22 protein-coding genes, 1 pseudogene and 1 riboswitch are annotated in these 26,603 nt (G+C 69.1%); of the genes and pseudogenes, 16 read left to right on the top strand and 7 right to left on the bottom strand.

Annotated elements, in window-relative coordinates; all coding sequences use genetic code 11:
* Nucleotides 1-6: 6 nt before the first annotated feature.
* Nucleotides 7-1,344, top strand: coding sequence for a GTPase HflX (hflX, locus tag EIK80_RS18235; RefSeq protein WP_125158439.1), 1,338 nt, complete (start codon nt 7-9; stop codon nt 1,342-1,344).
* 9 nt (nt 1,345-1,353) lie between these two features.
* Here the strand turns inward: hflX and mazG are convergent, their stop codons facing one another.
* Entirely contained in the window at nt 1,354-2,202 is an 849-nt protein-coding gene (gene mazG / locus EIK80_RS18230) for a nucleoside triphosphate pyrophosphohydrolase (protein ID WP_125158438.1), read from the bottom strand.
* Nucleotides 2,159-3,598, bottom strand: coding sequence for an MFS transporter (locus EIK80_RS18225; RefSeq protein ID WP_370450240.1), 1,440 nt, complete (start codon nt 3,596-3,598; stop codon nt 2,159-2,161). Before EIK80_RS18225 ends, mazG begins: the two co-directional genes overlap by 44 nt.
* 413 nt (nt 3,599-4,011) lie before the next feature.
* On the opposite strand from EIK80_RS18225, the pseudogene EIK80_RS27060 reads away from it, so the two are divergent.
* Nucleotides 4,012-4,082: pseudogene (locus EIK80_RS27060) on the top strand (hypothetical protein); the annotation flags it as partial.
* 276 nt (nt 4,083-4,358) lie between these two features.
* Here EIK80_RS27060 and cobU read toward each other — a convergent pair.
* The gene (gene cobU, locus EIK80_RS18220; RefSeq protein ID WP_125158436.1) at nt 4,359-4,889 is read right to left on the bottom strand and encodes a bifunctional adenosylcobinamide kinase/adenosylcobinamide-phosphate guanylyltransferase; all 531 of its coding nucleotides are present in this window, start codon (nt 4,887-4,889) and stop codon (nt 4,359-4,361) included.
* A gap of 36 nt (nt 4,890-4,925) precedes the next feature.
* Nucleotides 4,926-5,117: riboswitch (cobalamin riboswitch) on the top strand.
* Nucleotides 5,118-5,265: 148 nt separating this feature from the next.
* Between cobU and EIK80_RS18215 the strand changes: the two genes are divergently transcribed.
* From EIK80_RS18215 to EIK80_RS18170, 10 genes are read left to right on the top strand one after another with little or no spacing between them, the layout of a single operon-like run.
* The gene (locus tag EIK80_RS18215; protein WP_125158435.1) at nt 5,266-7,218 is read left to right on the top strand and encodes a TonB-dependent siderophore receptor; all 1,953 of its coding nucleotides are present in this window, start codon (nt 5,266-5,268) and stop codon (nt 7,216-7,218) included.
* Between the two features lie 4 nt (nt 7,219-7,222).
* The gene (locus EIK80_RS18210) at nt 7,223-8,236 is read left to right on the top strand and encodes a threonine-phosphate decarboxylase (protein ID WP_233586881.1); all 1,014 of its coding nucleotides are present in this window, start codon (nt 7,223-7,225) and stop codon (nt 8,234-8,236) included.
* A 14-nt stretch (nt 8,237-8,250) separates the two neighbouring features.
* On the top strand, nt 8,251-9,069 hold the full coding sequence (locus EIK80_RS18205; RefSeq protein ID WP_233586880.1) for an ABC transporter substrate-binding protein: 819 nt from the start codon (nt 8,251-8,253) through the stop codon (nt 9,067-9,069).
* The gene (locus EIK80_RS18200) at nt 9,066-10,052 is read left to right on the top strand and encodes an iron ABC transporter permease (RefSeq protein WP_125158434.1); all 987 of its coding nucleotides are present in this window, start codon (nt 9,066-9,068) and stop codon (nt 10,050-10,052) included. Before EIK80_RS18205 ends, EIK80_RS18200 begins: the two co-directional genes overlap by 4 nt.
* Complete coding sequence (locus EIK80_RS18195) at nt 10,049-10,819, top strand: ABC transporter ATP-binding protein (RefSeq protein WP_125158433.1); 771 nt, start codon at nt 10,049-10,051, stop codon at nt 10,817-10,819. The genes EIK80_RS18200 and EIK80_RS18195 overlap by 4 nt, the downstream gene beginning before the upstream one ends.
* Nucleotides 10,809-11,765 carry an adenosylcobinamide-phosphate synthase CbiB gene (gene cbiB, locus EIK80_RS18190; RefSeq protein WP_125158432.1) on the top strand — a complete coding sequence of 319 codons (957 nt, stop codon included), beginning with the start codon at nt 10,809-10,811 and terminating at the stop codon, nt 11,763-11,765. The genes EIK80_RS18195 and cbiB overlap by 11 nt, the downstream gene beginning before the upstream one ends.
* The gene (locus EIK80_RS18185; protein WP_125158431.1) at nt 11,753-13,210 is read left to right on the top strand and encodes a cobyric acid synthase; all 1,458 of its coding nucleotides are present in this window, start codon (nt 11,753-11,755) and stop codon (nt 13,208-13,210) included. Before cbiB ends, EIK80_RS18185 begins: the two co-directional genes overlap by 13 nt.
* On the top strand, nt 13,210-14,235 hold the full coding sequence (gene cobT, locus EIK80_RS18180) for a nicotinate-nucleotide--dimethylbenzimidazole phosphoribosyltransferase (protein WP_125158430.1): 1,026 nt from the start codon (nt 13,210-13,212) through the stop codon (nt 14,233-14,235). Before EIK80_RS18185 ends, cobT begins: the two co-directional genes overlap by 1 nt.
* Before the next feature lie 2 nt (nt 14,236-14,237).
* Nucleotides 14,238-14,993 (top strand): adenosylcobinamide-GDP ribazoletransferase, encoded by a 756-nt coding sequence (cobS, locus tag EIK80_RS18175; protein WP_125158429.1) that lies wholly within the window; start codon nt 14,238-14,240, stop codon nt 14,991-14,993.
* Complete coding sequence (locus EIK80_RS18170) at nt 14,990-15,469, top strand: tyrosine phosphatase family protein (protein ID WP_125158428.1); 480 nt, start codon at nt 14,990-14,992, stop codon at nt 15,467-15,469. Before cobS ends, EIK80_RS18170 begins: the two co-directional genes overlap by 4 nt.
* Here EIK80_RS18170 and EIK80_RS18165 read toward each other — a convergent pair.
* Nucleotides 15,466-16,056: a DUF2939 domain-containing protein gene (locus EIK80_RS18165; protein WP_125158427.1), complete on the bottom strand. Its 591-nt coding sequence runs from the start codon at nt 16,054-16,056 to the stop codon at nt 15,466-15,468. The genes EIK80_RS18170 and EIK80_RS18165 overlap by 4 nt on opposite strands.
* Before the next feature lie 47 nt (nt 16,057-16,103).
* Nucleotides 16,104-17,162: an alginate lyase family protein gene (locus EIK80_RS18160; protein WP_125158426.1), complete on the bottom strand. Its 1,059-nt coding sequence runs from the start codon at nt 17,160-17,162 to the stop codon at nt 16,104-16,106.
* Nucleotides 17,163-17,414: 252 nt separating this feature from the next.
* Here EIK80_RS18160 and EIK80_RS18155 point away from each other — a divergent pair, with 252 nt between their 5' ends.
* The 4 genes from EIK80_RS18155 (at nt 17,415) to EIK80_RS18140 (ending at nt 23,337) form a co-directional block, all read left to right on the top strand.
* Entirely contained in the window at nt 17,415-17,996 is a 582-nt protein-coding gene (locus EIK80_RS18155) for an RNA polymerase sigma factor (RefSeq protein ID WP_125158425.1), read from the top strand.
* Nucleotides 17,971-18,915: a FecR family protein gene (locus tag EIK80_RS18150; protein WP_125158424.1), complete on the top strand. Its 945-nt coding sequence runs from the start codon at nt 17,971-17,973 to the stop codon at nt 18,913-18,915. The genes EIK80_RS18155 and EIK80_RS18150 overlap by 26 nt, the downstream gene beginning before the upstream one ends.
* 110 nt (nt 18,916-19,025) lie before the next feature.
* A complete protein-coding gene (locus EIK80_RS18145; RefSeq protein WP_125158423.1) occupies nt 19,026-22,091 on the top strand; it encodes a TonB-dependent receptor in 3,066 nt (1,021 codons plus the stop codon).
* A 139-nt stretch (nt 22,092-22,230) separates the two neighbouring features.
* A complete protein-coding gene (locus EIK80_RS18140; RefSeq protein ID WP_125158422.1) occupies nt 22,231-23,337 on the top strand; it encodes a pectinesterase family protein in 1,107 nt (368 codons plus the stop codon).
* 30 nt (nt 23,338-23,367) lie between these two features.
* Here EIK80_RS18140 and EIK80_RS18135 read toward each other — a convergent pair whose 3' ends face one another.
* Nucleotides 23,368-24,321: an alpha/beta hydrolase gene (locus EIK80_RS18135; RefSeq protein ID WP_125158421.1), complete on the bottom strand. Its 954-nt coding sequence runs from the start codon at nt 24,319-24,321 to the stop codon at nt 23,368-23,370.
* 4 nt (nt 24,322-24,325) lie between these two features.
* Nucleotides 24,326-26,509: a TonB-dependent receptor gene (locus EIK80_RS18130; protein WP_125158420.1), complete on the bottom strand. Its 2,184-nt coding sequence runs from the start codon at nt 26,507-26,509 to the stop codon at nt 24,326-24,328.
* Nucleotides 26,510-26,603 lie beyond the last annotated feature (94 nt).

Below are 26,603 nucleotides of genomic sequence, written 5' to 3'. Positions count from 1 at the left end.
AGACGCTTGTCCAAATCCACATCCAGGTCGATTGACCACGCCGCGCCGATCCTGAAGGCGCTTGTCATCCATCCGGCGCGGCAATTGCGCGGCCAGGCGGCCCTTGAGGCCCGGGATCCCAACGCCCGGCTCGAGGAAGCCGTCGGCCTCGCCATCGCACTCGATCTCGACGTCGTCGAGACGATGATCGCGCCGCTGCGCGCCGTCACGCCCGCCACCCTGTTCGGCAAGGGCAAGGTCGAGGAGTTCGCGGCGATCTGCGAGGTCGAGCACATCGACGTCGCCGTCTTCGACGACCAGCTCACGCCTATCCAGCAGCGCAATCTCGAGAAGGCGCTGGAGGTGAAGGTCGTGGACCGCACCGGCCTCATCCTCGAGATCTTCGCCCGCCGGGCCCGGACCCGGGAAGGCCGTCTGCAGGTCGAGCTGGCCAGGCTGGAGTACGAGCGCTCGCGCCTCGTCCGCACTTGGACCCACCTTGAGCGGCAGCGCGGCGGCACCGGCAATACCGGTGGTCCCGGCGAAACCCAGATCGAACTGGACCGCCGCCTGATCCGCGACAACATCCTCAAGCTCAAGAAGGAGCTGGAGGAGGTGCGCCGCACGCGGACCCTGCACCGCAGCGCCCGCAAGAAGGTCCCGTATCCGACGGTCGCCCTGGTGGGCTACACCAACGCCGGCAAGTCCACGCTGTTCAACCGCCTGACCGAGGCGGAAGTCCTGGCCAAGGACATGCTGTTCGCGACCCTGGACCCGACCCTGCGCACCGTGAAGCTGCCCGACGGGCGGCCGGCGATCATGTCCGACACCGTCGGCTTCATCTCCGACCTGCCGCACGAGCTGGTCGAGGCCTTCCGCGCCACCCTCGAGGAGGTGCAGGAGGCCGACGTGGTGCTGCATGTTCGCGACGTCGCCAATCCCGACAGCGAGGCCCAGGCCCGCGACGTCGAGACCGTGCTGGCCGAGCTGGGCGTGACGTTCGACGAGGGCAAGACCGTCGTCGAGGTCTGGAACAAGATCGACCTGCTGTCCGAGGAGGATCGCGAGGTCATCGAGGGCCATGCCCGGCGCAAGGAGGCTTCGACGGTGTCGGCCGTCACCGGCGAGGGTTGCGAGGCCCTGCTGCGCCGGATCAGCGGCCTGATCGACGACTCCCCGCCGGTCGAGATCCAGCTGAAGGCGCAGGATGGCCAGGCCATCGCCTGGATCTACCGCAACGGCCGCGTGCTGAGCCGCTACGACGGTCCGGACGGCGACGTCATGATCGTCACCCGGCTCGACAGCCAGGCGCTCGGCCGGTTCGAACGCCAGTACCCCGGCGCCGTCGTCGGGACCGTGGACTAAGGGCGGCGACTAACCCTTCTTCTCCGCCGCCTTGGCGTCGTTCCACAGGGCGTCCATTTCCGCCAGATCGGACTGGTCGGGCGTCCTGCCGCGCTCGGCCAGGCCCGCCTCGACAAAGGCGAAGCGGCGGGTGAACTTGGCGTTGGTGGCGCGCAGGGCGTCCTCGGGGTCGACGTCCAGCTTGCGGGCCAGGTTGGCGCAGACGAACAGGATGTCGCCCAGCTCCTCGCGGGCCTTGGCCATGTCGCCGGCCTCGATCTCGACCTCGATCTCGGCGGTTTCCTCGCGCAGCTTGTCCAGCACCTCGCGGGCCGAGGGCCAGTCGAAGCCGACCCGGGCCGCGCGCTTGGTCAGCTTGACGGCGCGGGTGAGGGCGGGGAGCCCCGCTGGTACGTCGTCCAGCACGCCGGTCTTGGCCTTGGCCTTGCGCTCCTGGGCCTTCAGCTCTTCCCAGCCAGCGACCTGGGCCGAGAGGTCCGCGTAGGCGTGATCGCCGAACACATGTGGATGCCGGCGGATCATCTTGTCGGAGATGGCCGCCGCCACGTCCTTCAGGTCGAACGCGCCCAGTTCCTCGGCCATCCGCGAATGGAACACCACCTGCAGCAGCAGGTCGCCCAGCTCGTCGCGCAGCTCCGGCAGGTCGTTGCGTTCGATGGCGTCGGCGACCTCGTAGGCCTCCTCGACCGTGTAGGGCGCGATCGTCGCGAAGGTCTGCTCCAGGTCCCAGGGGCAACCGCCGTTCGGATCGCGCAGCCTGGCCATGATCTCGACCAGGCGGAAGATGGGGTGCCCATCTTCGCCTTGAGAGCCTTCATTCGGCCGGGCCAGGGGCGGGGACTTGCTGGGGGAGGACATGGGCTTGCGGCTCCGCTGCGGGGGCGTCCCGCTCCGCCGCATCCCGCGCCCCGAGTTGGCGCTGAATCTCGGCGACCCGGGTCGCATCCAGCGGATAGCGCAACACGACAGCCGCGACCACCAGTCCAAGCGCGGCCGGCGCGAAAGCGTACAGCCCGACCAGCGCCGCGTCGCCGGCGGCCGTCGGCGTCTTCGGGTCGAAGCCCAGCGCGCCCAGGATGATGAACACGCCCACGGCCAGGGCGTAGCCCAGCTTCACCGTGCCGGTCACGATCGCATAGAGCAGGCCGGTCTTGTCGACCCCGCTCTCCAGGCGCTCCTCGTCGCCGATGTCGGCCATCATGGCCCGCACCAGCAACGGCGCGGCGGAGTAGGGCAGGCCGGCCAGGACCAGCACGATCATGCCGAGCACGAGGTTTCCGGGCGGCGTGATGACGGCGGTCACTTGCACGACCGCGTAGACGACCGAGGCCACGACCAGGGCGCGGTGCTTGCCGACCCGCTTGGCGAGCATGGGCCAGATCGGCGCGCCCGCCAGGGCGGCGATGAAGTAGATCAGGAGCAGAACGCCGGCCTGGGTCTTGTCGAAGTCCTTCATGCGCTCGAAGAAGAACAGGAACAGCGTGCCGGCGATGCCCGGCGCCAGACCCATCAGCAGGTCGGCGACCAGCAGGCGCTGGACCGAGGGGCGGGTCAGCAGCTTGGCGTATTGCTTGAGGCCGGTCTTGCCGCGCCTGGGCGCCGCCGACGGCTCGCCGACCGTGGTCACGGCCAGCAGGACGGTGAGGGGCGCCAAAATGACGATGAACCAGCCCATCGCGCGGACGCTGTCGAGGTGATCGCCCTTGAACACGCCGGTCACGATCGGCGGGAGGCACAAGACCAGGATCATGCCCACCACATTGGCGCCCTGCCACCAGCCATAGATCCGCGAGCGCTGCTGGTAGTCGCTGGACAGGACCGCGCCCCAGGCCGTCTGGGACAGGACCACCATCGAATAGCCGACATAGAGCACGGCCAGCCAGAACCACAGATAGATCGGTCCCACGCCGGGCTTGGCCATGAACAGGGCGAAGGTGCCCAGCGCGACGATGGGGGTGCCGATGACCAGCCAGGGGCGGAAGCGTCCGAAGCGCGACCGCGTCCCGTCCATGACGCCGCCCAGGATCGGGTCCAGCAGCATGTCGACCAGCTTCACGATCAGGAAGGCGGCCCCCACGGTTCCGAGGGAGAGGCCCAGGGAGTTGATGTAATACTCGGGCAGGTACACGACGAGCGGCAGGCCCATCGCCGATATCGGGATGGCGGGCGCCGCAAATCGGGCCAGGGTCCACGAAGACCGTCGCTCGGACATTTGTACTCCTCCCCGCGCCGTTGATCGCGCTCGGACACTCATGGCCGCTGAACGGCCGTTTGAATGAGTTTGCGGGCATTGTTCGCGGAGCGCCAGCCTCTTCCTGCGATCGAGACGCGCGTCCGCCGCTTCACGCGATCGCTTCGCTGAAGGTGTGGAAAGGGATGCGGAGCGCCGGACAGCGTCCGGAGTTTGGAAGTAGAAATACCGTTTCGACGAAGCCCGACGCTCCGCGCGGTCGTTATCCGGAAGCGTGACGCCACGATGCTGTTCACACCTCGACGCCCTTGAAGCCTCCGACGGGCGGGCCAGGCCGCGAAGCCTGGTCCCGGTCAGGAGCCTTTCAGCTCCCCTGTCGCTCTCCTCGGCCTGCATCCACCGTCGTTTCTGTGTTCCAGGGTCGACTACCGCGGGGATGGTGCAGTTGCGGAGCTTCCCCCGCGCCGACGAGCGCGCCCGCTCGATCGCCCCCCGTCGCCGCAACGGTCGCTGGCCATGCGCCCCTTCCTCGCGACGAGGTGGGTAGAGAATACGGCAGGTTTCTCGGCCGGGGACGCAAGGGCGTGAATGCTCGCGCGATCCCCATGAACCCCTCTCTCTTTGAGAGAGGGTGGGGCCCATGCGCAGCATGGGAGGGTGAGGGGTTACGCCCTCTCCGGACAAGGCAATGGCGAGGTAAGTGGCTGAGAGATCTCGGTTTTATCCGGCTATCGGTGAAACCTCTCACCCTCCCACGCCTGCGGCGCGGGTCCCTCCCTCTCTCCATGAGAGAGGGATTCAACGCCCGCACGCCGACGGGAATTCACCCCTGCGGCTTCAGCTTCAACGGCAGCCCGGCGGCCACGAAATAGACCTCGTCGACCGTCTGGGCGAGCCGCTGGTGCAGCCGTCCGGCCTCATCCCGGAACCTCCGGCCGAGCGGCGTCTCGGGCACCAGGCCCAGGCCGACCTCGTTGCTGACCAGCCAGAGGCGGGCGGGGCAGGCGGCGACGGCTTCGACGAGCATGGTCGCCTCCGTCGCCATGTCGCGCTCGTCCAGCATCAGGTTCGACAGCCACAGCGTCAGGCAGTCGACCACGGCCACGGCGTCGGCGGGGAGGGCGGTGATCGCCTCGGCCAGGGCCAGCGGTGCCTCCACCGTGGTCCATGATTCGCCGCGGTCGGCCTGGTGGCGGGCGATGCGTTCGGCCATCTCGTCGTCAAAGGCTTGGCCAGTGGCGATCAGCACCGGACGCGCCGCTCCAGCGACGGTTTCCGCCGCTTGCTCCGCCGCCTTCTGGGCGAAGGCGCTCTTGCCGGAACGGGCTCCGCCCAGCACCAGGATCGACGTCATGGAAGCTCCACATTGACCGTGCGCGGCGCAGTCTATAGGGCTGGCCGCGCGTCAGGCTCCTCGAAAGAGGATTAAAAGGGAACGAGGTTCAACACCTCGGCTGCCCCCGCAACTGTAAGCGGCGAGTTCTAGCGTCACATGCCACTGGGGTCTTTCGGATCCTGGGAAGGCGACGCCAAGAGCGACGACCCGCGAGCCAGGAGACCTGCCCGGCGCAGTCGTTCATCGCTCGGCCGGGGTGCGCCGAACGAACGGGATCTCCCGCGAAACGACAGTCAAAAGGGCCGCGCGACGGTCCGGGGCGTAATCGCGGCTGTCCAGCTGGCGGGGGCGTCGCGGTCAGGCGCGCGGGTCGTTCAACTGGGAAGATTGAAACATGATCCGAACGTTTCTGAGCTCCACCGCGCTCGCCACGATCCTTGTCGCCGGTCCGGCCATGGCCGACGAGCAGAAGGCCCCCGAAGCCGATGTCGCCGGCGCCGTCGGCGCCAACGGCGTCGCCGAACTGGTGGTCACCGCGACCCGCACCGTCCAGCCGATCGAGAAGGTCGGCGCGTCGGTCACCGTCCTGACCCAGGCCGCCATCGAGGCCAGTCAGGCCATCTCGGTCACGGAGCTGCTGGCCCAGACGCCGGGCGTCAGCTTCACCCGCAACGGCGGACCCGGCGCGACGACCGGCCTCAACATCCGCGGCGCCGAGACCCAGCACACCGTGGTGCTGATCGACGGCGTCAAGCTGAACGACCCGTCCTCGACCCAGGGCGGCTTCAACAGCGGCAACCTGCTGGTCGGCGACATCGCGCGCATCGAGGTGCTGCGCGGCGCCCAGTCGACGCTTTGGGGCAGCCAGGCCATCGGCGGCGTGGTCAATATCGTCACCGCCGATCCCACCGTCCCGTTCACCAGCTCGATCGAGGCCGAAGGCGGCGCGCGCAAGACCGGCTACCTGCGGGCCGGTGTCGGCGGCGCTTCGGACAAGATCACCTGGCGCCTGGCCGGCGGCTACTACACCACAGACGGCTTCTCCTCGTACAAGGTCGGCAAGGAGAAGGACGGTTACCAGAACACCGGCCTGTCGGGCCGCGTTCGTGTGGCGCTGACGGAGACCATCTCGGCCGAGGTGCGCTCGGTCTATTCGAAGGGCAAGAATGACTTCGACGCCTTCAACGGCGACAGCCCCGAATTTGGCCGCACCGAGGAACTGGTCGTCTATACCGGCCTGAACTTCGCCCTGCTGGACGGCCGCTGGAACAACCGCCTCGGCTACGCCTACACCGACACCGACCGGGAGAACCTCAACCCGGCCCGCCCAGCCGCGCCGTTGACCTTCGACGCCGCCGGCAAGAACAAGCGCTTCGAATATCAAGGCGTGTTCGCCATCTCGGACATCTGGACCGCCACCTTCGGCGCCGAAACCGAGAAGGCCCGCATGCGCACCCGCTCGCCGACGGTCGCCAAGCCGAACCCGGTGTTCAGCACCGGCCGCGTCGGCGTCGACAGCCTCTACGGCCAGCTGCAGGTCGAGCCGGTGAAGGGCCTGACCCTGACGGGCGGGCTGCGCTACGAGGATCACGACACCTATGGCAGCCACACCCTGGGGCAGGTCGCGGCGGCCTGGGCGCTCAACGAGGGCGACACCGTCCTCCGCGCCAGCTTCGGCCAGGGCTTCCGCGCCCCGGGCCTCTACGAGCTCTACAGCGAGTACGGCAACCTGACCCTGGCGCCGGAGGAGTTCGACAGCTGGGACGCCGGCGTCGAGCAGCGCTTCTTCGGCGGCAAGGCCCGCGCGTCGGCCACCTGGTTCCACCGCGAGGCCGACAACGAGATCCGCTTCTTCTCGTGCGCCTCGGGCTCGACCACGGCGCTGTGCAATCCGAACGGTGCTTTCCGCTTCGGCTATTATGACAACGTCCAGAAGACCAAGGCCCAGGGCCTGGAGCTGATCGGCGAGGTCAAGCCGACCACGGCCCTGACCATCACCGGCAACTACACCTACACCGACGCCGAGTCCGCCTCGGGCGCCAGCAAGGGCAAGCAGCTGACCCGTCGCCCGAAGAACATGGGCAACCTGTCGGCGACCTATCGCTGGCCGGTGGGCCTGTCGACCACGGTCGCGGTGCGTTACGTGGGCAAGACCTACAACAACGACGCCAACACCCAGGTGGTGAAGGACTACACCCTGGTCGACCTGCGCGCGGCCTATCCGATCAACGAGACCCTCGAGGTGTTCGGCCGGGTCGAGAACGCGTTCGACAAGGACTACCAGACCATCCTGAACTACGGCGCGCCGGGACGCGGGGCCTTCGTGGGCCTGCGAGCGCGGTTCTAGGCTGATGTCGGCGTCGATCTCCACCATCGGCGCCTTCCGGCATGGCGGCCGTCTCCGCGAGGCGATGGCCGCTTTTCCGGACGCGCCGCGTCCCTGGCTGGACCTGTCGACCGGGATCAATCCCGAGCCGTGGTCGGGCCAGCGGGCGCCGGCCGACGCCCTGCGCCGGCTGCCGGACCCGCGTGAGCTCGCCGAACTCGAGACGATCGCCGCGCGCGCTTTCGGCGTCGCCGACCCCGGCCGCGTGGTCGCCACCTCGGGCGCGGAGGCGGCGCTGCGGCTGCTGCCCGGTCTGATCGGCGGCGGGGAGGTCGCGCTGCTGGCCCCGATCTATGGCGGCCATGCCGAGAGCTGGGCGGCCTCGTCGCCAAGCCTCGTCACGTCGCCGGAAGACCCTCGAGCCGTCGCCGCCGATGTGCTGGTGCTGGTCAATCCGAACAATCCCGACGGCCGCCGCATCGACCGCGACACCCTGGCCGCCCTGGCCGCGGAACGCTCCGACGCCGGACGCTGGACGGTTGTCGACGAGTCCTTTGGCGAGGTCGCGCCGGAACTCGGCGTCGCCGAGCTGGAGATCGACCGGCTGGCGATCCTGCGCTCGTTCGGCAAGTTCTATGGCCTGCCGGGCGCGCGACTGGGTTTCCTGATTGGAAACAAGGTCTTCGCGCAGGAATTTCGCGCACTGCTCGGCGATTGGCCCATCGGCGCCGACGCCCTGGCGCTGGGGATAGAGGCCTATGCCGACGCCGCCTGGCGGGGACGGACCCGTGCGTGGCTGGCCACCCAGGCCGGCGCGGTCGACACGGTCCTGGCCAAGGCGGGTCTCAAGCCGCTCGGGGGCTGCGATCTCTTCCGCTGGGTGGAGACGCCGGACGCGCACGGCCTGTTCACGCAGCTCTGCGCGCGGGGGATACTGACGCGGCCCTTCGCCGATCGCCCTGATCGACTTCGCCTTGGTCTGCCTTCTCGCAATGATTTCAATCGTTTTGAGAGAGATATTCACGCGGTGACATCGTGAATCGCCGGGAGGTCGTGAGCGGAGCGCTGGCGATGACGGCGGGCGCGCCGCCGCCACGTCCCCGGCGCATCGTGTCGCTGAACAGCTGCCTGGACGCCATGCTGGTCCACCTGGCCGACCGCGGCCAGATCGCCGCCCTCAGTCACTACGCCCGCGACGCGCGGGCCTCCACCGTCGCGGATCAGGCCCGGACGCTGCCCTACACCTGGGAGAGCGCCGAGGAGGTCATCGACCTCATGCCCGACCTCGTCCTGGCCAGCCAGCACTCGGCGCTGGCGACGCGCAACGCGCTCAAGCGCCTGCATGTGCCGGTCCAGCGCTTCAAGGTGCCCAGGTCGATCGACGAGAGCCTCGGCCAGGTCCGCGAGGTGGCCAGGCTGATCGGCCACCCCGATCGCGGCGAGGCCCTGGTCGCCCGCATCGAGGCGGCGGTCGCGGCCGCCAGGCCCACGCCCGGCGCGCGGCGGCTGACGGCGCTGATCTATCAGCCCAACGGTTTCGCGGCCGGCCCGGGCACGCTGGTCGACGAGATGATGGCGGAAACCGGCTTCGACAATGTCGCCCGCCGCTTCGGCTTGAAGACCTGGGGCAATGTCGGGCTGGAGCGCCTGCTCGCCGATCCGCCCCAGGTGCTGCTGGTCGGCGTCCCGGCGCCCGGCGCGCGCAGCTGGGCGGACCGGGTCATGTCCCATCCGGCTCTCAAGGTCATATCCGGGCGAATGCGTCAGGTGCGGCTGCCCGAAAGGCTCCTCTATTGCGGCGGCCCGGTGCTGATCGAGACCGCCGCCGCCATGGCGCTGGCGCGCGCCCAAGCTTTGAAGGAGGGCGCATGAAATCGCGATCGCCATGGATGATCAGCGGCGTCCTGCTGGCGCTGCTGGTCGTGCTGTTCGGCGTCAGCCTGTGCGCCGGGCGCGTCTGGGCGCCGTGGAGCGCCTGGACCTCGGGCGGCGCCGATCCGCGCTGGGCCATCGTCTTCGGCCTGCGGCTGCCGCGCACCATCCTGGCCATCCTGGTCGGCGGAGCCCTGGGCCTCTCCGGCGCCGCGCTCCAGGGCTACACCCGCAACCCATTGGCCGATCCCGGAGCCCTCGGCGTCTCGGCGTCGGCGGCGCTGGGCGCGGTGCTGACGCTCTATCTGGGCGCGGCGGGCGAGGCGATCTGGATCCTGCCGGCCGCCGCCATGGTCGGGGCGGGCCTGGGCGTCGCGGCCCTGCTGGCCCTGGCGGGCGTCACCTCCAGCATCGTGACCTTCATCCTGGCGGGTTTCGTCATTCAGACGGTCTGCGGCGCTGGCATCGCCCTGGCTCTGAACCTCGCGCCAAACCCTTGGGCGGTGAACGAGATCATCAACTGGACGCTGGGCTCGCTGGCCGATCGCAGCGTCGACGAGGTCAAGCTGGCCGCGCCGGGCGTCATCGCCGGCGGCGTGCTGCTGCTGACCCTGGGGCGCTCGCTGGACGCCTTGACCTTGGGCGAGCAGGGCGCGCGCTCCCTGGGCGTCGACCTGTCGCGCACGCGGCTGCTGATGGCCGTCGGCGTCGCCGTGGCGGTCGGGTCGAGCGTGGCGGTGACCGGCGTCATCAGCTTCGTCGGCCTGATCACGCCGCACCTGCTGCGGCCGCTGCTAGGCTCCAAGCCGAGCGCCGTGCTGCTGCCGTCGTTCCTGGGCGGCGCGGCCCTCACCCTGGCCGCCGACATCCTGGTGCGGATGACTCCGGCCGCCAGCGAGGTCAAGCTGAGCGTCGCCATGGCCATATTGGGCGGGCCGTTCTTCCTGGCCATGCTGATCTCGATGCGCCGGAGGCTGGCATGATCTCCGCCCGGAACGTGACCCTGGCCCTGGGCGGACGTCCGGTGCTGGACGGCGTCACCGCCGACTTCGCCAAGGGAGGGCTGATCGCCATCCTCGGTCCCAACGGGGCGGGCAAGTCGACCCTTCTATCTTGCCTGGCCGGCCTGCTGCGCCCGGACGACGGCGCGGTCACCCTGGACGGCGTAGCGGTCGCGGCCATGCCCGGACGCCAGCGCGCCGGCCGCATCGCCTTCCTGGCCCAGACGCCCGAGATCGCCTGGGACGTCGACCTGCGCGCCTTCGTGGGTCTGGGGCGCACGCCGCATCTTGGGGCCTTCGGTCCAAGCGCCGAGGACCGCGCGGCGATCGACGCCGCCATCGCCGCCGCCAGCCTGGAAACCTTCGTCGACCGCGCCGTCACGCGGCTGTCGGGCGGCGAGCGGGCCCGCGCCCTGATCGCGCGCGGCCTGGCCGGCCAGACCGACTGGTTGCTGGCCGACGAGCCGCTGACGGGCCTGGATCCCGGCCACGCGCTCGACGCCCTGGCCCTGTTCCGCCGCCTGGCCCATGACCAGGGCAAGGGCGTGATCGTCACCCTGCACGACCTGAACCTGGCCGCGCGCTTCGCCGACCGGGTGATGGTGCTGAGCGAAGGCCGCCTCGTCGTCGACGGCGCGCCCGACACGGCCCTGACGCCGCAGACCCTGTCGGATGTCTATGGCGTCGCTGTCCGCCGCCATGCCGGCGAGGGCGGTCCGCTGATTGAGGTGCTGGGCCGTGCCGGCTAGACTCTCGTCCAGCGGTCCGTGGATCGTCCTGGCGGCGGCGGTCGTGGAGGCCGCCGTCGGCTATCCGGACGCCCTGCACCGGCGCGCGCCGCATCCCGTCGTCTGGATCGGCGGGCTGATCTCGTCGCTGGAAGCGGGCCTGAACCTGCCGGATTTCAACGGGACCACGCGCCGCCTGCTGGGCGTCGTGACCCTGGGGGTCATCGTCGGAGTCAGCGGTCTGGCGGGGTGGCTGATCGCGAAGGTCGGCGGTCCCTGGGCGGTCGTGCTGGTCGGGACCCTGGGCCTGGCCCAGCGCAGCCTGTTCGACCATGTTCGCGCCGTGGCGAGACCCCTCGCGGCGGGCGACCTGGACAGTGCGCGCATTACGGTCGGCCACATCGTCGGACGCGATGTTGGCCGACTAAACGAGAGCGACATCGCCACGGCCGCCATCGAGAGCCTGGCGGAGAGCTTTTGCGACGGCGTCGTCGCGCCCCTGTTCTGGTTCGTGGTCGCCGGCCTGCCGGGCCTGTTCGTCTACAAGGCCGTCAACACCGCCGACAGCCTGATCGGTCACCGCGAGCCGCGCTGGCGGGCGTTCGGCTGGGCTTCGGCGCGCTTCGACGACCTGCTGAACCTGCTCCCCGCGCGGCTGGCGGGCATGGTGATCGCCCTCGCGGGAGGCCGCGGCTGGAAGATCATGCTGCGCGACGCCGGCAAGCATGCCTCGCCCAACGCCGGCTGGCCCGAAGCGGCCATGGCCGGCGCCCTCGGCGTCCAGCTCGGCGGTCCGGCCTGGTACGACGGCGCGTTGTCCCAGCGTCCGGTGCTCGGCGAGGGCGGTGCGGCAAAGCCGGCCGACCTGGTCCGCGCCCTGCGGATCTATCTTATCGCCTGCGGGCTGCTCTGGGTGATGCTGGCCGTCGCCGGGTTCGTCTGGGGAGGATTCGCATGGCCGCTTTGATGATCCAGGGCTGCGGCTCCGACGTCGGCAAGTCGGTGCTGGTCGCCGGTCTCTGTCGTCTGTTCGCCAATCGCGGCCTGAGGGTGCGGCCGTTCAAGCCGCAGAACATGTCCAACAACGCCGCCGTGACCGCCGACGGCGGAGAGATCGGCCGCGCCCAGGCCCTGCAGGCCATCGCCTGCCGCGTCGCCCCGACCGTCGACATGAACCCGGTGCTCTTGAAGCCCCAGAGCGACGTCGGCGCCCAACTGGTCGTGCGCGGGAAGATGGCCGGAACCTGGAAGGCGCGCGGCTATCAGGAGCGCAAGGTGACGCTGCTGGACACGGTGCTGGAGAGTTTCCGCACGCTGCAGGCGCAGAGCGACCTCGTCATCGTCGAAGGCGCCGGCAGCCCCGCCGAGATCAACCTGCGGGCCGGCGACATCGCCAATATGGGCTTCGCGATCCCGGCCGACGTGCCGGTGGTGCTGGTCGGCGACATCGATCGCGGCCATGTCATCGCCGCCCTGGTCGGGGCCCATGTGGTGCTGGACGCCGCCGACCGGGCCATGATCCGCGGCTTCCTGATCAACAAGTTCCGGGGCGATCCCAGCCTGTTCCAGGACGGCCGCGCCGAGATCGTCCGCCGCACCGGCTGGGCGGACCTCGGCATGGCGCCCTGGCTGGCGGCGGCGCGGCGCCTGCCGGCCGAGGACGCCGTGGTGCTGGACCGCGCCGCGACCGCCGGCGGCCGCAAGGTGCGGATCGTCGTGCCGATGCTGTCGCGGATCGCCAATTTCGACGAGTTCGACGCCCTGCGCGCCGAGCCGGAGGTGGAGTTCGCCTTCGTCCCGCCGGGCGCGCCGCTGCCGGGCGACGCCGATCTCGTGATCCTGCCGGGCACCAAGGCGACCCTGGCCGACCTGGCCTTCCTGCGCGCCCAGGGCTGGGACATCGATCTGGCCGCCCACGTCCGGCGCGGCGGCCGGGTGCTGGGCGTCTGCGGCGGCTACCAGATGCTGGGCCGGCGGGTGTCGGATCCGGACGGCGTCGAGGGGCCGCCGGACTCGGTTGAGGGATTGGGTCTGCTGGATGTCGAGACGGTGATGACCGGCGACAAGACCTTGCGACCCGTTGCGGGACGGCTGGCTGGCGGGGCGCGGTTCGAGGGCTACGAGATGCACGTCGGCCGCACAACAGGGGCGGTGTCGCCGATGCTGACCTTCGACGACGGCGTCACGGACGGCGCGGTTTCGACCGGCGGTCAGGTGCGCGGCGCCTATGTCCACGGCCTGTTCGACCAAGGCGAGGCGCGGGCGGCCCTGCTGGCCGAGCTGGGCGCGATGTCCGATGCGATCGACCAGGCCGTCCGCGTCGACCAGGCGCTGGACGAGATCGCCGCTGTCCTGGAGCAGGCCTTCGACATTCCCGCCCTGGCCGCGATCGCCGGCCTGGAGAGCTTCTGATGACCCTTCCGACCGTCACCCCCGTCGACCTTAGCCAGGCGCCCCGGCTGCGCGCCTCAATCGATGGCAAGGCCAAGCCCTTGGGCGCGCTGGGGCGGATCGAGGACCTGGCCGCGCGCCTGGCGCTGATCGCCGGCGAGCGGCCGCTGGACAGAGCCTTGCTGCTGGTCTTTGCCGGCGACCACGGGCTGACCGCCGAGGGCGTCTCGGCCTATCCGTCCAGCGTCACTCAGGCCATGGTCGCGACCTTCCTGGCCGGCAAGGCCAGCGCCAACGCCTTCGCCCGCGCGGTCGGCGCCGAGCTTCGCGTCGTGGACGCCGGAGTCGACGCCGAACTTCCGTCCCATCCGAACCTGCTGGCGCAGAAGGTGCGGCGCGGGACGCGCAACGCCGCCGTCGAGCCAGCCCTGACACCAGAAGAGGTCGACCGCGCGCTTGAGGCCGGTGCCCGCATCGCCCGCGAAGCGGCCGCCGAAGGCTTCGAGATCCTGGCGCTGGGCGAGATGGGCATCGGCAACACCGCCTCGGCGGCCCTGCTCATGCACCGCCTGGCCCCCGCGCCGCTGGCCGAATGCGTCGGGCGGGGGACCGGTCATGACGACGCGGGCCTGGCCCGCAAGCTGGCCGTGCTGGAGCGCGCGGCGGCGCGGTCGGACGCCACCGAGCCCGCCGCCGTCCTGGCCGAGTTCGGCGGGCTGGAGATCGCCATGATGACCGGGGCGGTGATCGGCGCGGCGTCGGCGCGCATCCCGGTGCTGGTCGACGGCTTCATCGCCTCGGCGGCGGCGCTCGCGGCGATCCGAATGGTCCCGGCGGCTCAGGACTACTGTGTTTTCTGCCATCGCTCGGCCGAGCGGGGGCATCAGCGGATGATGGCGGCGCTGGAGGTCGAGCCGCTCTTGGACCTGGGTCTGCGTCTCGGCGAGGGCACCGGCGCGCTGCTGGCCCTGCCGGTCGTGCGCGCCGCCTCACGGCTGATAAGCGACGTCGCCAGCCTGGACGACGTCCTGAGCGGACGGCTCTGAGCATGGGCTGGCTCGCGCATCAGGTCTGGCTGCTGCTCTGTGCGGTCCAGTTCCTGACGCGCGCCCCAACCCCGGCGCTGAAGACCTTCGAGCCCGACTGGATCACCCGGTCGGCCCGCTATTTCCCGCTGGTGGGTCAGGGCGTGGGGGCGGTCTGCGCCCTCGTGCTGCTGATTGGCGAGCGGCTGTGGAGCGCGCCGGTCGGGGCGATCCTGGCCCTCGGCGCGGGGCTGCTGATCACCGGCGCCTTCCATGAGGACGGCCTGGCCGACACCGCCGACGGCCTGGGCGGCGGCCAGACCCCGGCTCGGCGTCTGGAGATCATGAAGGACAGCCGCGTCGGGACCTATGGCGTCTGCGCCCTGGTCGGCGTACTGGCGCTGAAGGCCGCCGTGCTGGCCACGACGCCGATCGCCGCCGCGCTCTTGTTGGCCGCCCACGGCCTGGGGCGCGCCGCCGCCGTGGTGGTCATGCGCCTGACGCCCTACGCGCCCAGTGGCGAGGCGGGAAAATGGAAGCCTGTTCCTAATGGCGTGCGGACTGGCGAGGTGATCGTCGCCCTGCTGATCGCCGGCTGGCCGCTGATCCTGCTGCCGCCGAGCGCGGTCCTGGTCGGCCTCGCGAGCGGCGCGCTGCTGGCCGGCTTGCTGACCCTGACCGCCAGGCGACTGATCGGCGGCCACACCGGCGACGTGCTTGGCGCGGTCGAGCAGGTGTTCGAGCTCGGCTTCCTGCTCGGCGCGGCGGCGCTGGCATGAGGCTGCTGGTCGGCCCCATCACGGCGGTCGGCCGGCTGGAAGCCGAGGCGGACCATGTGCTGTCGCTGATCTCGCCGGACGCGGCGGCGCCGGCTGTAATGCAGCCGAGAACCCTTTTGCGATTCAACGATATAGCTGAACGACGTGAAGGTCTCATCGCGCCTTCGGCGGCGATGATCGAGGCGATCCTAGCGCTGCGCGACACGCCCACCTTGCTGATCCACTGCTTCGCCGGCGTCAGCCGCTCGACGGCGGCCGCCTATGTCCTGGCCTGCGCGAGGCGGCCAACGGGCGAGGAGGGAGCGCTGGCCGCTCAACTCCGCTCGCTCTGCCCGGAAGCCACGCCCAACCCCCTGATGATCGCGCTGGCCGACAGGATCCTGGATCGCGACGGCGCCATGGCTCGCGCCATCGCCGGCATCGGTCGCGGCGTTGACGCCTACGAAGGGACGGTGATCGACTGGCGGCTGGCCTAGTTCAGACCTGACAGCTCGATCTTCACCAGCTTCCACTTGAAGAGCCCGCGACGCTCCAGCACCAGGCCGAACGGTTCCTGGTCGCCGTCCTTGCGGTCGCGATAGGTGGCGCGGAAGTGATCGAGGTCCACGTAGCCGTAACGGACCTCGGTGTCGGACTTGGCCTTGGGCTTCTTCACCTCGGGCTGGGGCTGCTCGATCACCGGACCACCCGGCGTGGCGCTGATGCTTTTCGGCGGCTCGTTGGTCGCGACCATATTGGCGATGGCGTCCGGCGTCGCATAGGTGTCGACCGCCTTGTCGACCACGCCGACCAGGAGCATCTGGCCGAAGGCGGCGAAGGGGTTGTCGCGCAGCTTCGGGTCTTCCTCGACCTTGCGGGTCATGCTGGCCTTGAGCTGGCTCTTCAGACTCTCACGCACGGCCGGGAAGTCGACGGCGCTCTCCAGCCGGGCCTTGTCGCCCGCCTTGGCCGCCGCCGTCAGGCCCTGCAGCGCGAGGATCGGTGAGGCGAAATAGCCGGCGATCACCAGCGCGGCCAGGACGCCCAGGCCAACGCCCGTCAAGATGCGATTAGAGCGAGTCATAAGTTTCTCCCGCGAGGATCAAGGCAGGCGGGAGAACCCGGGTCAACTCATGGCCGCGAGGCCCGCAGGATCTCCGCCCACGGCGCCGGCTTCTTGCCCGTGCGCTTCACCAGGTCGTCACGCAGCGGCAGGTATCGGGCGTCGAGCAGGCTGGCCAGGGTATAGGTGCCGACGCCGTTGGAGACGTCCCAGTCGTGAGGCGCATACTCCTTCTGTCCCGAATTGGCCCGATCGCGGTCGAACTGGATCTTGGAATTGACGAACTCGCTGTGGGTCTTTTCCCCCCGCGCGAACGCGGCCAACCAATCCAGCGAATGGGGCAGGCTGGAGCCGGTCGGACTCTTCCAGCTGAACCAGTCCTCGCCATGCGCCTGGGCCGACAGGGCGGCCATCATCAGCGGATCGAGATTGTAGGTGACGTAGTGCAGGGCGTCGCGCTCGTGGAAGTCGAAGGTCGAGCCGTCAGCATAGAGGTTGACGCCGATCTGCTTGCGGAAGGCGTCGCGGGCGCGGGCGATCAGCTTGACGTCGCCGGTCTGGTAGGCGGCCAGGGTCGCCATCTTGATCCTGTGGCTCTGCCAGTTGGTGTGGGCGTTCGTCGGCCCCGCGTCCATGGCGTCGAGATAGCCGACCGCCATCCTGCGCCAGAAGGCGTCGAGCTTGGCGCGGATCGGGGCGGGGAGATCGCTCTCCGTCAGGTCGGTGGCCATGACCAGCGTGTCGAAGCCGGTCTCGTCGATCGGATTGAACGAGATCTGGTAGATGTCGGCCCAGTTCTCCAGATAGCGGCCCGTGGCCTCCAGGAACCTGCGGTCGCCGGTCAGGCGGTAGGCCAGCGCGAAGTTCAGCACGATCGGCTGGTCCTCGCGGGCCTTGATGCTGATCTCGCGGATGCCTTTGCCCGGCAGGGTGCCTTCGGTGTGCGCATGCGGGATGGCGCCGGGCGGGCGGTCCAGGGTCGCCTCGGCGCGCGCGACGATCGCCGCCTTAAGCGCGGGCGACACCGCGCCCTTGCCAAAGGTCGGACCCAGCAGGCCGTAGTCGGCGGCGTGCGCCGCGGACGCCACGGTCATCAGGGCGCACGCGGCGAGCCATGCGGTCTTCATAGAAGCCTCCCAAGCTTTCTTGGAGCAAGATATCTGGCCAATCTTCAGGCTTGTCAATTATTGGTCATGCCAATTTATGACATTGGCCGGACCGGACAGCGCCGTGTCCGCCCCCTACGACGACCCCAACGACGGTCCACGGCGCCGCTCAGCCATCGGCGCTCGCGCCACCCCGCTTCTCTGTAAGTTTGACGGAAATCCCGCGGGCGTGCATCGCAGGGATAGGAAGACCGAATAACAGGGCGAGGAAACGTGTCGGACGGGCGTGCGCGCATCGTGGCGTGGCTGGGGCGGGAAATCCTGCCCCACGAAGCGGCTGTGCGCGCGTGGCTGCGGCGCTCATTCGCCGCGGCTGGCGACGTCGACGATATCCTTCAGGAGACCTATTGCCGCTTGGCCGCCCTCAGCACGATCGACCATATCGCCGAGCCGCGCGGCTATTTCTTCCAGGCCGCGCGCAGCGTGGCCCTGGAACAGATCCGCCGCGCCCGCGTGGTGCGCATCGAGACCGTCAGCGAGATCGAGGCGCTGGACCTGGCGCTTGAGGACCCCTCGGCCGAGCGGATCGTCTCGGGCCGGCGAGAGCTGGAGCGGGTGAGGGGGCTGATCGCGGCCCTGCCGGATCGCTGCCGCAGGATCTTCGAGCTGCGCAAGATCGAGGGCGTGTCTCAGCGCGAGATCGCCCGGCGGCTGGGCGTCAGCGAAAACGTGGTCGAGAACGAGGCGGTGCGCGGCCTGCGCGCCATCCTCGCGGCCATGACCGAACAGGATGCGCCGGCGGGCGCGCGAGGAGCCGGAGAGAAGACCGATGGTCGAACGCGAAAGCGCCGCTGACATCGAGGCGGACGCCGCCCGATGGGTGGTCCGCGTCGATCGTGACGGCGAGGCCGTCCGCTCCGAGCTCGACGCCTGGCTGGCCGGCGATCGGCGCCGCAGGGGCGCCTATGCGCGGGCCGAAGCCGGCTGGACTCGTCTTGACCGCGCCCAGGCCCTGTTCGTTCACGCGCCGGCCGCGCCCGACCGCCCGCGGCTGAGCCGTCGCGGGGTCGTGGCGGGCCTGGGTGCCGTCGCCGCGGGTCTGACGGCCATGGTGATCGGCCCGCGCCTGCTGGCCCAGCGATACGGCACAGCCTTAGGCGAAATCCGCCGGGTGCCGATGGCCGACGGCTCTGTGGCGGCGATCAACACCAGCTCCGAGCTCAAGGTGGACATGCAGCCGCGACTTCGCGCCGTGAAGCTTGAGCGGGGCGAAGCCTGGTTCGCGGTGGCCAAGGATGCGCATCGCCCCTTTGTCGTCCAGAGCGGCCCGGTCCGCGTTCGCGCGGTCGGCACGGCCTTTTCGGTGCGCAAGCGCGAGGGCGGCAGCGACGTGCTGGTTACCGAGGGGGTGGTCGAGGTCTGGACCGAGGATGGCAAGACGCCGCCGCGCCGCGTCTTCGCCGGTGAGCGGGTTTTCGCCGACAATGGGGCCGGCGTCCTGATCCCGCCCGAGGCCGACGCGGATCTGGCCCGGCGGCTCGCCTGGCGGGATGGCCAGATCGTCCTGGACGGCCAGACGCTGACCGAGGCCGCCGCCGAGTTCAACCGCTACAACGATCGCAAGATCGAGGTCGCCGATGCCCGCCTGGCCGACGAGCGGTTCGTCGGCTGGTTCCGGACCAACGACCCCGAAGGCTTCGCCGAGGCCGCCGCCGCCACCTTCAACGGTAAGGTGGTCCTGCGCGACGGCGCCATCGTCCTGCGGGGCCAATAGGCGCGCCGCGTAAAAAAAATCGACCGATGCCTGACGGAAACCGGTTTCCGTCGCATCGCACCAAACAGGCGTTCCAAGAAGCGCCGTTTGAACCACAGAGGGAGGGGCGCATGCGGACGTCGCTGCGTACTTACGAAAAATCCTGCTTGATGATCGCGGCGGGCGCCAGCGCGCTCCTGGCCGCGTCGGGCGCTCACGCCCAGGTGCGCAAGTTCGACGTGCGCGAGCAGTCGGCCGCCACGGGCATTCCGCAGTTCGGCAAGCAGGCCGAGTTGCAGATCCTGGCGCCGCAAAGCGCGGTGGCGGGCAAGCGCGTCAACGCCGTGCGGGGCGCCTATACGGTCGAGGAAGGCCTGGCGCGCCTGCTGCGCGGCGCGGACCTGACCGTGGTGTCCAACAACGGCCGCACGGCGGTTCTGGGTCAGACGGCCTCGCTGCAGTTGGCGTCCACCGCCGCGGTCCCGATGATCGCCGCCCAGGCCGTCGCGCCGGTCTCGGCCCCGCCGGAAGAGGCTTCGTCCGAAGTCGAGGCCGTGGTCGTCACCGGCTTCCGCGCCAGCCTGCAGAGCGCCATGAACCTCAAGCGTCGCTCAAGCGGCGTGGTCGACGTCATCAAGGCCGAGGACATCGCCGACTTCCCGGACGCCAACCTGGCCGAGTCGATCCAGCGGGTGCCGGGCGTCTCGATCGCCCGCGACGCCGGCGAGGGCCGCCAGATCACCGTTCGCGGCCTTGGTCCGCAGTTCACCCGCGTGCGTATCAACGGCGTCGAGGGCCAGAGCACGGCCAGCGGCACCGACAGTTCGGGCGGCGCCAACCGCAACCGCGCCTTTGACTTCAACGTCTTCGCCTCGGAACTTTTCAACAGCATCACCGTGCGCAAGACCGCCTCGGCCCAGACCGAGGAAGGGTCCCTGGGCGCCACCGTCGACCTGCAGACGGGCCGACCGTTCGACTACAAGGGCGCGACCCTCGTGGTCTCGGCTCAGGAAGGCTACAACGACCTCTCCAAGTCGTGGGACCCGCGCTTTGCGGTTCTGGCCTCCAACACCTGGTTCGACGGCAAGCTGGGGGCTCTGGTCTCGGTGGCCTATACCGAACGCGGGCTGCTGGAAGAGGGCCATGGCTCGGGCGGCTGGCTGAACGGCACGGAAGCAGGGGGCTTCAATCCCGCTTCCGCCTTCAAGCCGGCCAGCACGGCCTCGGTGTTCACCCCGCGCTTCCCGCGCTATGGCCGGCTGAGCCACGAGCAGAAGCGCCTGGGCGTCACCGGCTCGTTCCAGATGCGCCCTGACGACCGCACCCTGATCGGTCTGGACGTGCTCTATTCGGACTTCAAGGCCACGCGCGAGGAGAACTGGCTGGAGGCCCTGTCCTTCGCCCGCAACGCCTCGCAGGGCGGCCGCCCCGAGATCATCGTCCGCGATGGCGTGGTCAATTCGAAAGGGGACATGGTCTACGGCCTGTTCGACGACGTCGACGTCGAGAGCGAGACCCGCTTCGACAAGCTGGACACCAAGTACAGCCAGGCGACCTTCACCGCCGAGCATGAGTTCGGCGACCGCTTCAAGCTCAGCGGGCTGGTGGGGGCTTCAAAGTCGGAGTTCAACAACCCGATCCAGACGACGGTGATCCTGAACCGCGAGAACGCCGATGGCTTCTCGTATGACTATCGGGTCAATTCGAACCTGCCGGCGATGAACTTCGGCTTCGACGTCACCGATCCGTCGGCCTACAATTTCGGCGCGGCGCGCTCGGAGATCCGCCTGCGGCCACAGGGCGTCACCAACAAGATCGCGACCGCCCAGCTGGACGGCGACTACCGCCTGAACGACGGCCTGAACCTGAAGGTCGGCGTCAACTTCAAGAAGTACAACTTCGACTCCTGGGCCCAGGCCCGGGTCAACGAGTCCGTCGTCCCGACCCTGCCGGCCGGCGTGACGCTGAACAGCCTGACCAAGCTGGTCTCGGGCTTCGGCCGCAACCTCGGCGCTTCGGGCATCCCGACCAGCTGGGCCGCGCCGGACCTCGACGCCTTCGCCAAGCTGTTCAATATCTACAGCGGCACGGGCCTCTTCCAGCTCAGCGGCGCCTCCAACGCCAACGCCCGCGGCAACATCCGCAGCGTCGAGGAGAAGGACAGCGCCGCCTACGCTCAGTTGGACTTCCGCACCGACCACTTCGCCTGGCCGATCCGTGGCGATATCGGCGTCCGCTATGTGAAGACCGAGCAGAGCTCGACCGGCTACCAGCTGGTGGCCGGCGCGGCCCAGCAGGCCACCGTCAAGCGCGACTATGACGACATCCTGCCGGCCCTGAACGTCACCGCGGAAGTCACGCCCGACTTCCTGCTGCGCTTCGGCGCGGCCAAGGTGATGACCCGTCCGAACCTCGGCAGCCTGACGCCGGGCGGCAGCCTGTCGACGGTGGGCGTGTTCAGCGTCAGCTCGGGCAACCCGAACCTGAAGCCAATCCGGGCCACCACCTACGACCTGTCGGCCGAATGGTACTTCGCCAAGGACGCGCTGCTGTCGGTCGGTCTCTTCTATAAGGATATCGACACCTACATCCAGACCTCGCGCATCTCCCAGCCCTTCAACGCCTCGGGCCTGCCGCTGAGCCTGCTGGACGGCTTGGGCGTCTCGGCCGGCGACACCTTCCTGTTCAGCCAGCCGGTCAACACCAAGGGCGGTCCGCTGAAGGGGATCGAGGTCAGCTACCAGCAGCCGTTCAGCTTCCTGCCGGGCCTGCTGCGCCACACCGGCGCGATCTTCAACGTGACGGTGGTCGACTCCAAGATCGACTACATCTCGGCCCGCTCGCCGACCGGCTTTGTCCAGAACGACCTGGTCGGGCTGTCGAAGAACGCCTTCAACGCCACGCTCTACTACGAGGACGAGGCGTTCAGCGCCCGCGTCTCGGCGGCCTATCGCGACAAGTACCTGACCGCCGTGCCCAGCGGCACCAGCACCAACGACATCGACGGCGTGCGCTCGATCACCACCATCGACGCCTCGGCGTCCTACGCGATCAACAAGCGCCTGAAACTGACCTTCGAGGGGCTGAACCTGACGGACGCCTTCAACAACCAGTACACCGACAGCAACCGCGACAGCGTCTACGTCTATTCGCATACAGGCCGGCAGTTCAATTTCGGGCTGCGCTACGCGTTCTAGGACCCCGCGCGACAGCCGAAGCAGGGGGGGCGTTGCGGCGGCTGTCGCGCATCAAGGGAAAGACGTTCCTCCTCCCGAGGAATCCTGGGCGTCGGCTGTCCTCCCGGCCGGCGCCCAACCCTTTTTCGAAAGAGACGTCATGTCGCTGCCTGCTGTTTCCCGTCGTGATGTCCTGGCCGGCGCGGCCTTGCTCGTCCCGAGCCTGGCCTTGGCCGCGCCGCGCTACGACGCGGTGCTCTGGCGAGGGGAGGGCGAGGCCCCTCACGCCGGACCGGTCTTCTCGAAGCTGTCGGCGGCGGTCGCGGCCGCGCCGGCCGATGGCAGGACGCCGTATCGGATCCTGGTCACCCGCGGGGTTTGGGACGAACAGGTCGTCGTCGACAAGCCGTTCGTCCACCTGATCGGCGAAGATCGAAAGGCCTCGGTGGTCAGCCACCTGGCGGCCTCGGGCCTCACGGCCCCGGACGGCAAGCGGTGGGGCACCTTCCGCACGCCGACCCTGTTCGTGCGCGCGCCCGACTTTTCGGCGCGAAATCTGACCATTCAAAACGCCTTCGATGGCCTGGCGGAGATGACGCGGTCCGGCGGGCTTCACTCGCATGACGGTGGCGGTCCACAGGCCGTGGCCCTGATGCTGGACAAGGGCTCGGACCGCGCCCGCCTGACCGAGATCGACATCCTGGGCTACCAGGACACGCTGTTCCCGGACGCCGGATCCAGCCTGTTCGAGCGTTGCCTGATCACCGGCAGCTACGACTTCATCTTCGGCGCGGGGCGCGCCTATTTTCAAGATTGCGAGATCCGCTCGCGGCCCCGGCCCGTCGAGCCGATCGACGGCTATATCGTCGCGCCCAGCACCCCCATCTCTCAGCCATTCGGCTTCGTGTTCCAGGGATGCCGATTGACGAAGGAAGCCGGAACCAAGGTCGGCTCGGTCTATCTGGGCCGCCCTTGGCGGCCGTCCAGCGTGTTTCCCGACGGCCGTTATGGCGATCCGAAATTCGTCGGCATGGCCGCCTTCCTCGACTGCTGGATGGACGACCACATCGCTTCGGCCGGGTGGACCGAAATGTGGTACACCGGCAAGGATGGAAATCCCCGGACCATGCTGCAGCCCGAGGACGCGCGCTTCTGGCAATATCGCCCGCGTGGCCCTGGCGCAGGCGCGCTATCTCGAGGGCGATGGCTCTCGCGAGCTCAGGCGCGAGCCATGACGAAGGCCAAGGTGCTTGCCTGGCGCCCCTGAGCGTTTGAGCGGGCTATGGAGCAAACGGCGCTAGCCGCTTCTGGCGCGCAGCCAGGCGCCAATGGTCTCGAGCGTTAAGCGGCCCAGGGGGATCGCGCCGGCGAACAGGACAAAGCCGTGGATGGTCCCGTCGACGCAGTCGTAGGTGACCTCGACACCGGCGGCCGACAGGGCCTGGGCATAGGCCTCGCCTTCGTCCCGCAGAGGATCAAGGGAAGCGGTGACGATCAGGGCTGGCGGCGTGCGCGCCAGGTGCGGAGCGGTCGCCAGCAACGGCGAGCCATCGGCGGTTTCGCGGCTGGGGTCTCCAGGGGCGAAATATTCCTGTTCGGCGCGCGTGATGTCGAAGGCTCGCAGGAACCAGCGCCCGTCGCCCAGGGCCTGGCGGCTTTCGAACCGGGCGGCGGCGCTGGCCGTGGTCACCGGATAGATCAGCACCTGCCCCCTCAGGGGAACAGTCGTGCGCTGGGCGACCAGCGCCGCCAGGTGACCGCCGGCGCTGTCGCCCGTGACGAAGATCCGGCCGGCGTCCGCGCCAAGATCGTCGGCCTCCCGGGCGATCCAGTCCAAGGCCGCCAGGCAGTCGTCGAGGGCGGCGGGATGGCGGTGCTCGGGCGCAAGACGATAGTCGACGTCGACGACCAGACAGCCGCTGGCCTGGGCGTAGGCGCGGGCCACGCGCTCATAGGCTTCCCCTCCGCCCAACACCCAACCGCCGCCATGAATGTGCAGCAGCACGGGCGGGCGGGCGGCCGCCGGGTCGAGCGGCCAATAGAGTCGTAAGGGCACGGCGGTGTGGGCGTCGACGGCCACGCGGTTCTCGATCCGCGCCGTTGGCGCCAGCGGAGGGCCGTAGAGATCGGCGGCGATCGCCAAGCCCTGACGTCGTTCCGCGACGCTCGGATCGGCCGGGCCGCCGGCGAAGTCATCGCCCATGCGCGCCAGCAGGGCCGCGGTGCGCGGATCGACATAGGGATCGGCCATCACGTCAGAACTTCGCGCCGATCGTGAAGCTGACGGTCTTGGGCGCTCCATAATAGGCCAGCTGGATGCCGAGCGAGTCGGAGAGGTCGAAGCCCTGCTCGACATAGTGTTTGTCGCCGATGTTCTTGGCGCCCAGTTGCGCCCACCAATGGTCGTCGGGGCTCTCCCAGCGGACGAAGGCGTCGAACAGGGTGTAGCCGCCCTGCGACAGGACCTGACTGCTGGAGACGGTCGGATAGGTGCGCGAGCGAAACGCCGCATCCGCGCCGACGATCACCGCGCCGCCACCGGCCAGCTCAAATCGATAGGCCGCGCCGACCTTGCCGTCCCAGCGCGGGGCGTTGACCAGCTTGCGCTGGGCGCTGATGTCGACACCGCCCGGGCCGATATAGCGATCGTAGTGGGCGTCGAGATAGCCAAGCACCAGGTTCAGCGTCAGGGGAGGGGCCGGGCGGGCCACCAGTTCCAGCTCCGCGCCGCGCATGGTGGCCGCGCCGGCGTTGGTGAACAGGGCGGTGAAGGCGCCGGTCGACGTGGCGGCGAAGCTCGAAAGCTGCAGGTCCTTGTAGTCGTTCCAGAACACCGCGGCGTTGGCCGTCAGGCGATGATCCAGCAGGCTCGACTTGACGCCGGCTTCATAGGCCCAAAGCGTCTCCGGATCATAGGGAACGGCCCCAGCCCCGTCATTGGCCCGGCCATCGAAGCCGCCGCTCTTGAAGCCCCGACTGACGCTGGCGTAGGCCAGGACGTCGTCGGAGACCTTGTAGTCCAGCCCCAGCTTCGGCGTCAGGGCGTGGAAGTCGCCGCTTGTGTCTATGAAGGTGGCGTAGGGGCCTTGGTCGTAGGGGACGGGGAGGGTGGTCGCCGCGCTGAAGTACTTCTGGGTGCGGAAGAAATCCTTGGTCTCGGCGGTGTAGCGCAGGCCCGCCGTGGCCGACAGTCGATCGGTCAGACCGTAGGTCGCCTGACCATAGACCGCCCAGTTTTCGTTGGTCTGGTCGTTCAGCGAACCCGTCACAAGGCCCAGCGCCGGGCCATAGAGGCCGCTGAAGGTCTTGTCGCGCTCCTTGAAATAGAAGACGCCGCCGACCACGGTGAGCTTGTCCCCGGTGTAGTTGAACTGCAGTTCCTGGCTGAACTGGTGCTGCTTTTCGTCGTCATAGACGCCGAAGATCGGCTGCGGCGTGGCGTCGACGTCCAGGTGGGCGTCGTAGAACATGCGCCGATAGGCGGTGATCGACTTCAGTTCGAGACGTTCCGACACCCGCCAGTCGGCGACGAACGACACGCCGCCCGTGGTCAGGTCGTTGCGGTCGTTGAAGTCGGCGTCGACCTTGAAGGGGTCGGACTTGGTGGCCGGGAAGCCGAACACCGGCGTGGCCCGCGCCGGGGTGCGCGAGGTGTCGGGCCGGTCCTTGGAACCGTCGAGATTGAGCCGGAACGTCAGGTCGTCGCTGGCGCGGTATTCGAAGGCCAGGCGGCCGGCGATCAGGTTCTTATCCCCGTCGCTGCGCCCATCGAAGGCGTTCTCGCCGTAGCCATCGCGCTTGGCGATCGCCAGCGAAGCCTTGGCCAACAGCTTGTCCTGGATCAGCGGACCGCTGATCGAGCCCTTGAACTCGCGACGGTCGTAGTCGCCGATCGTCGCTTCGGCCGAGCCCGCGACATCGTTCGTCAGGCCTTTGGAAACGAACTTGACCGCGCCGCCGATGGTGTTGCGTCCATAGAGCGTCCCTTGGGGACCGCGCAGCACCTCGATGCGGTCAACGTCATAGACGTCCAGAAAGGCCCCTTGGGCGCGACCCAGATAGACGTCGTCGACATAGACGCCCACGCCCGGGTCGGCGAAGGCCAGGCTGTCGATCTGACCCACGCCGCGGATATAGACGACGGCATTGGCCGCATCGCCCTCGTGAATGGTCAGGTTGGGAATCGAGCCCTGCAGATCTCCGACCGTGCTGGCCTGCAGGTCGCGCAGCGTGTTGGCGGAAAAGGCGGTGACGGCGGCCGGCACATCCTGCAACCGTTCTTCTCGGCGCTGGGCGGTGACGATGATCTCCTCGACGCCGACCTTGTCCGGGTTCGGCTCAGCGGCTTGGGCGAACGCCGCGCCAGCCCAGCCAAGACAGATCAACGAGACGCCGCCCAGGAGGGCGCGCGCGGTCCGCGCGGTGCGATGGTGCTTCATGGTCGTTTCCCCGGACCGCTCTGATCGGCGGCGTCCCCAGGGCATAGACAACCAACAGCGCCTGGCGGCTATCGTAGAGTTTGTGGCGAAAAAG

Origin of the sequence: Caulobacter sp. 602-1 (assembly GCF_003931565.1) — a bacterium.
Lineage (GTDB): Bacteria > Pseudomonadota > Alphaproteobacteria > Caulobacterales > Caulobacteraceae > Caulobacter.
Note: the sequence above shows the minus strand (reverse complement) of the source record. Positions and strands in the feature narration are given on the sequence as shown.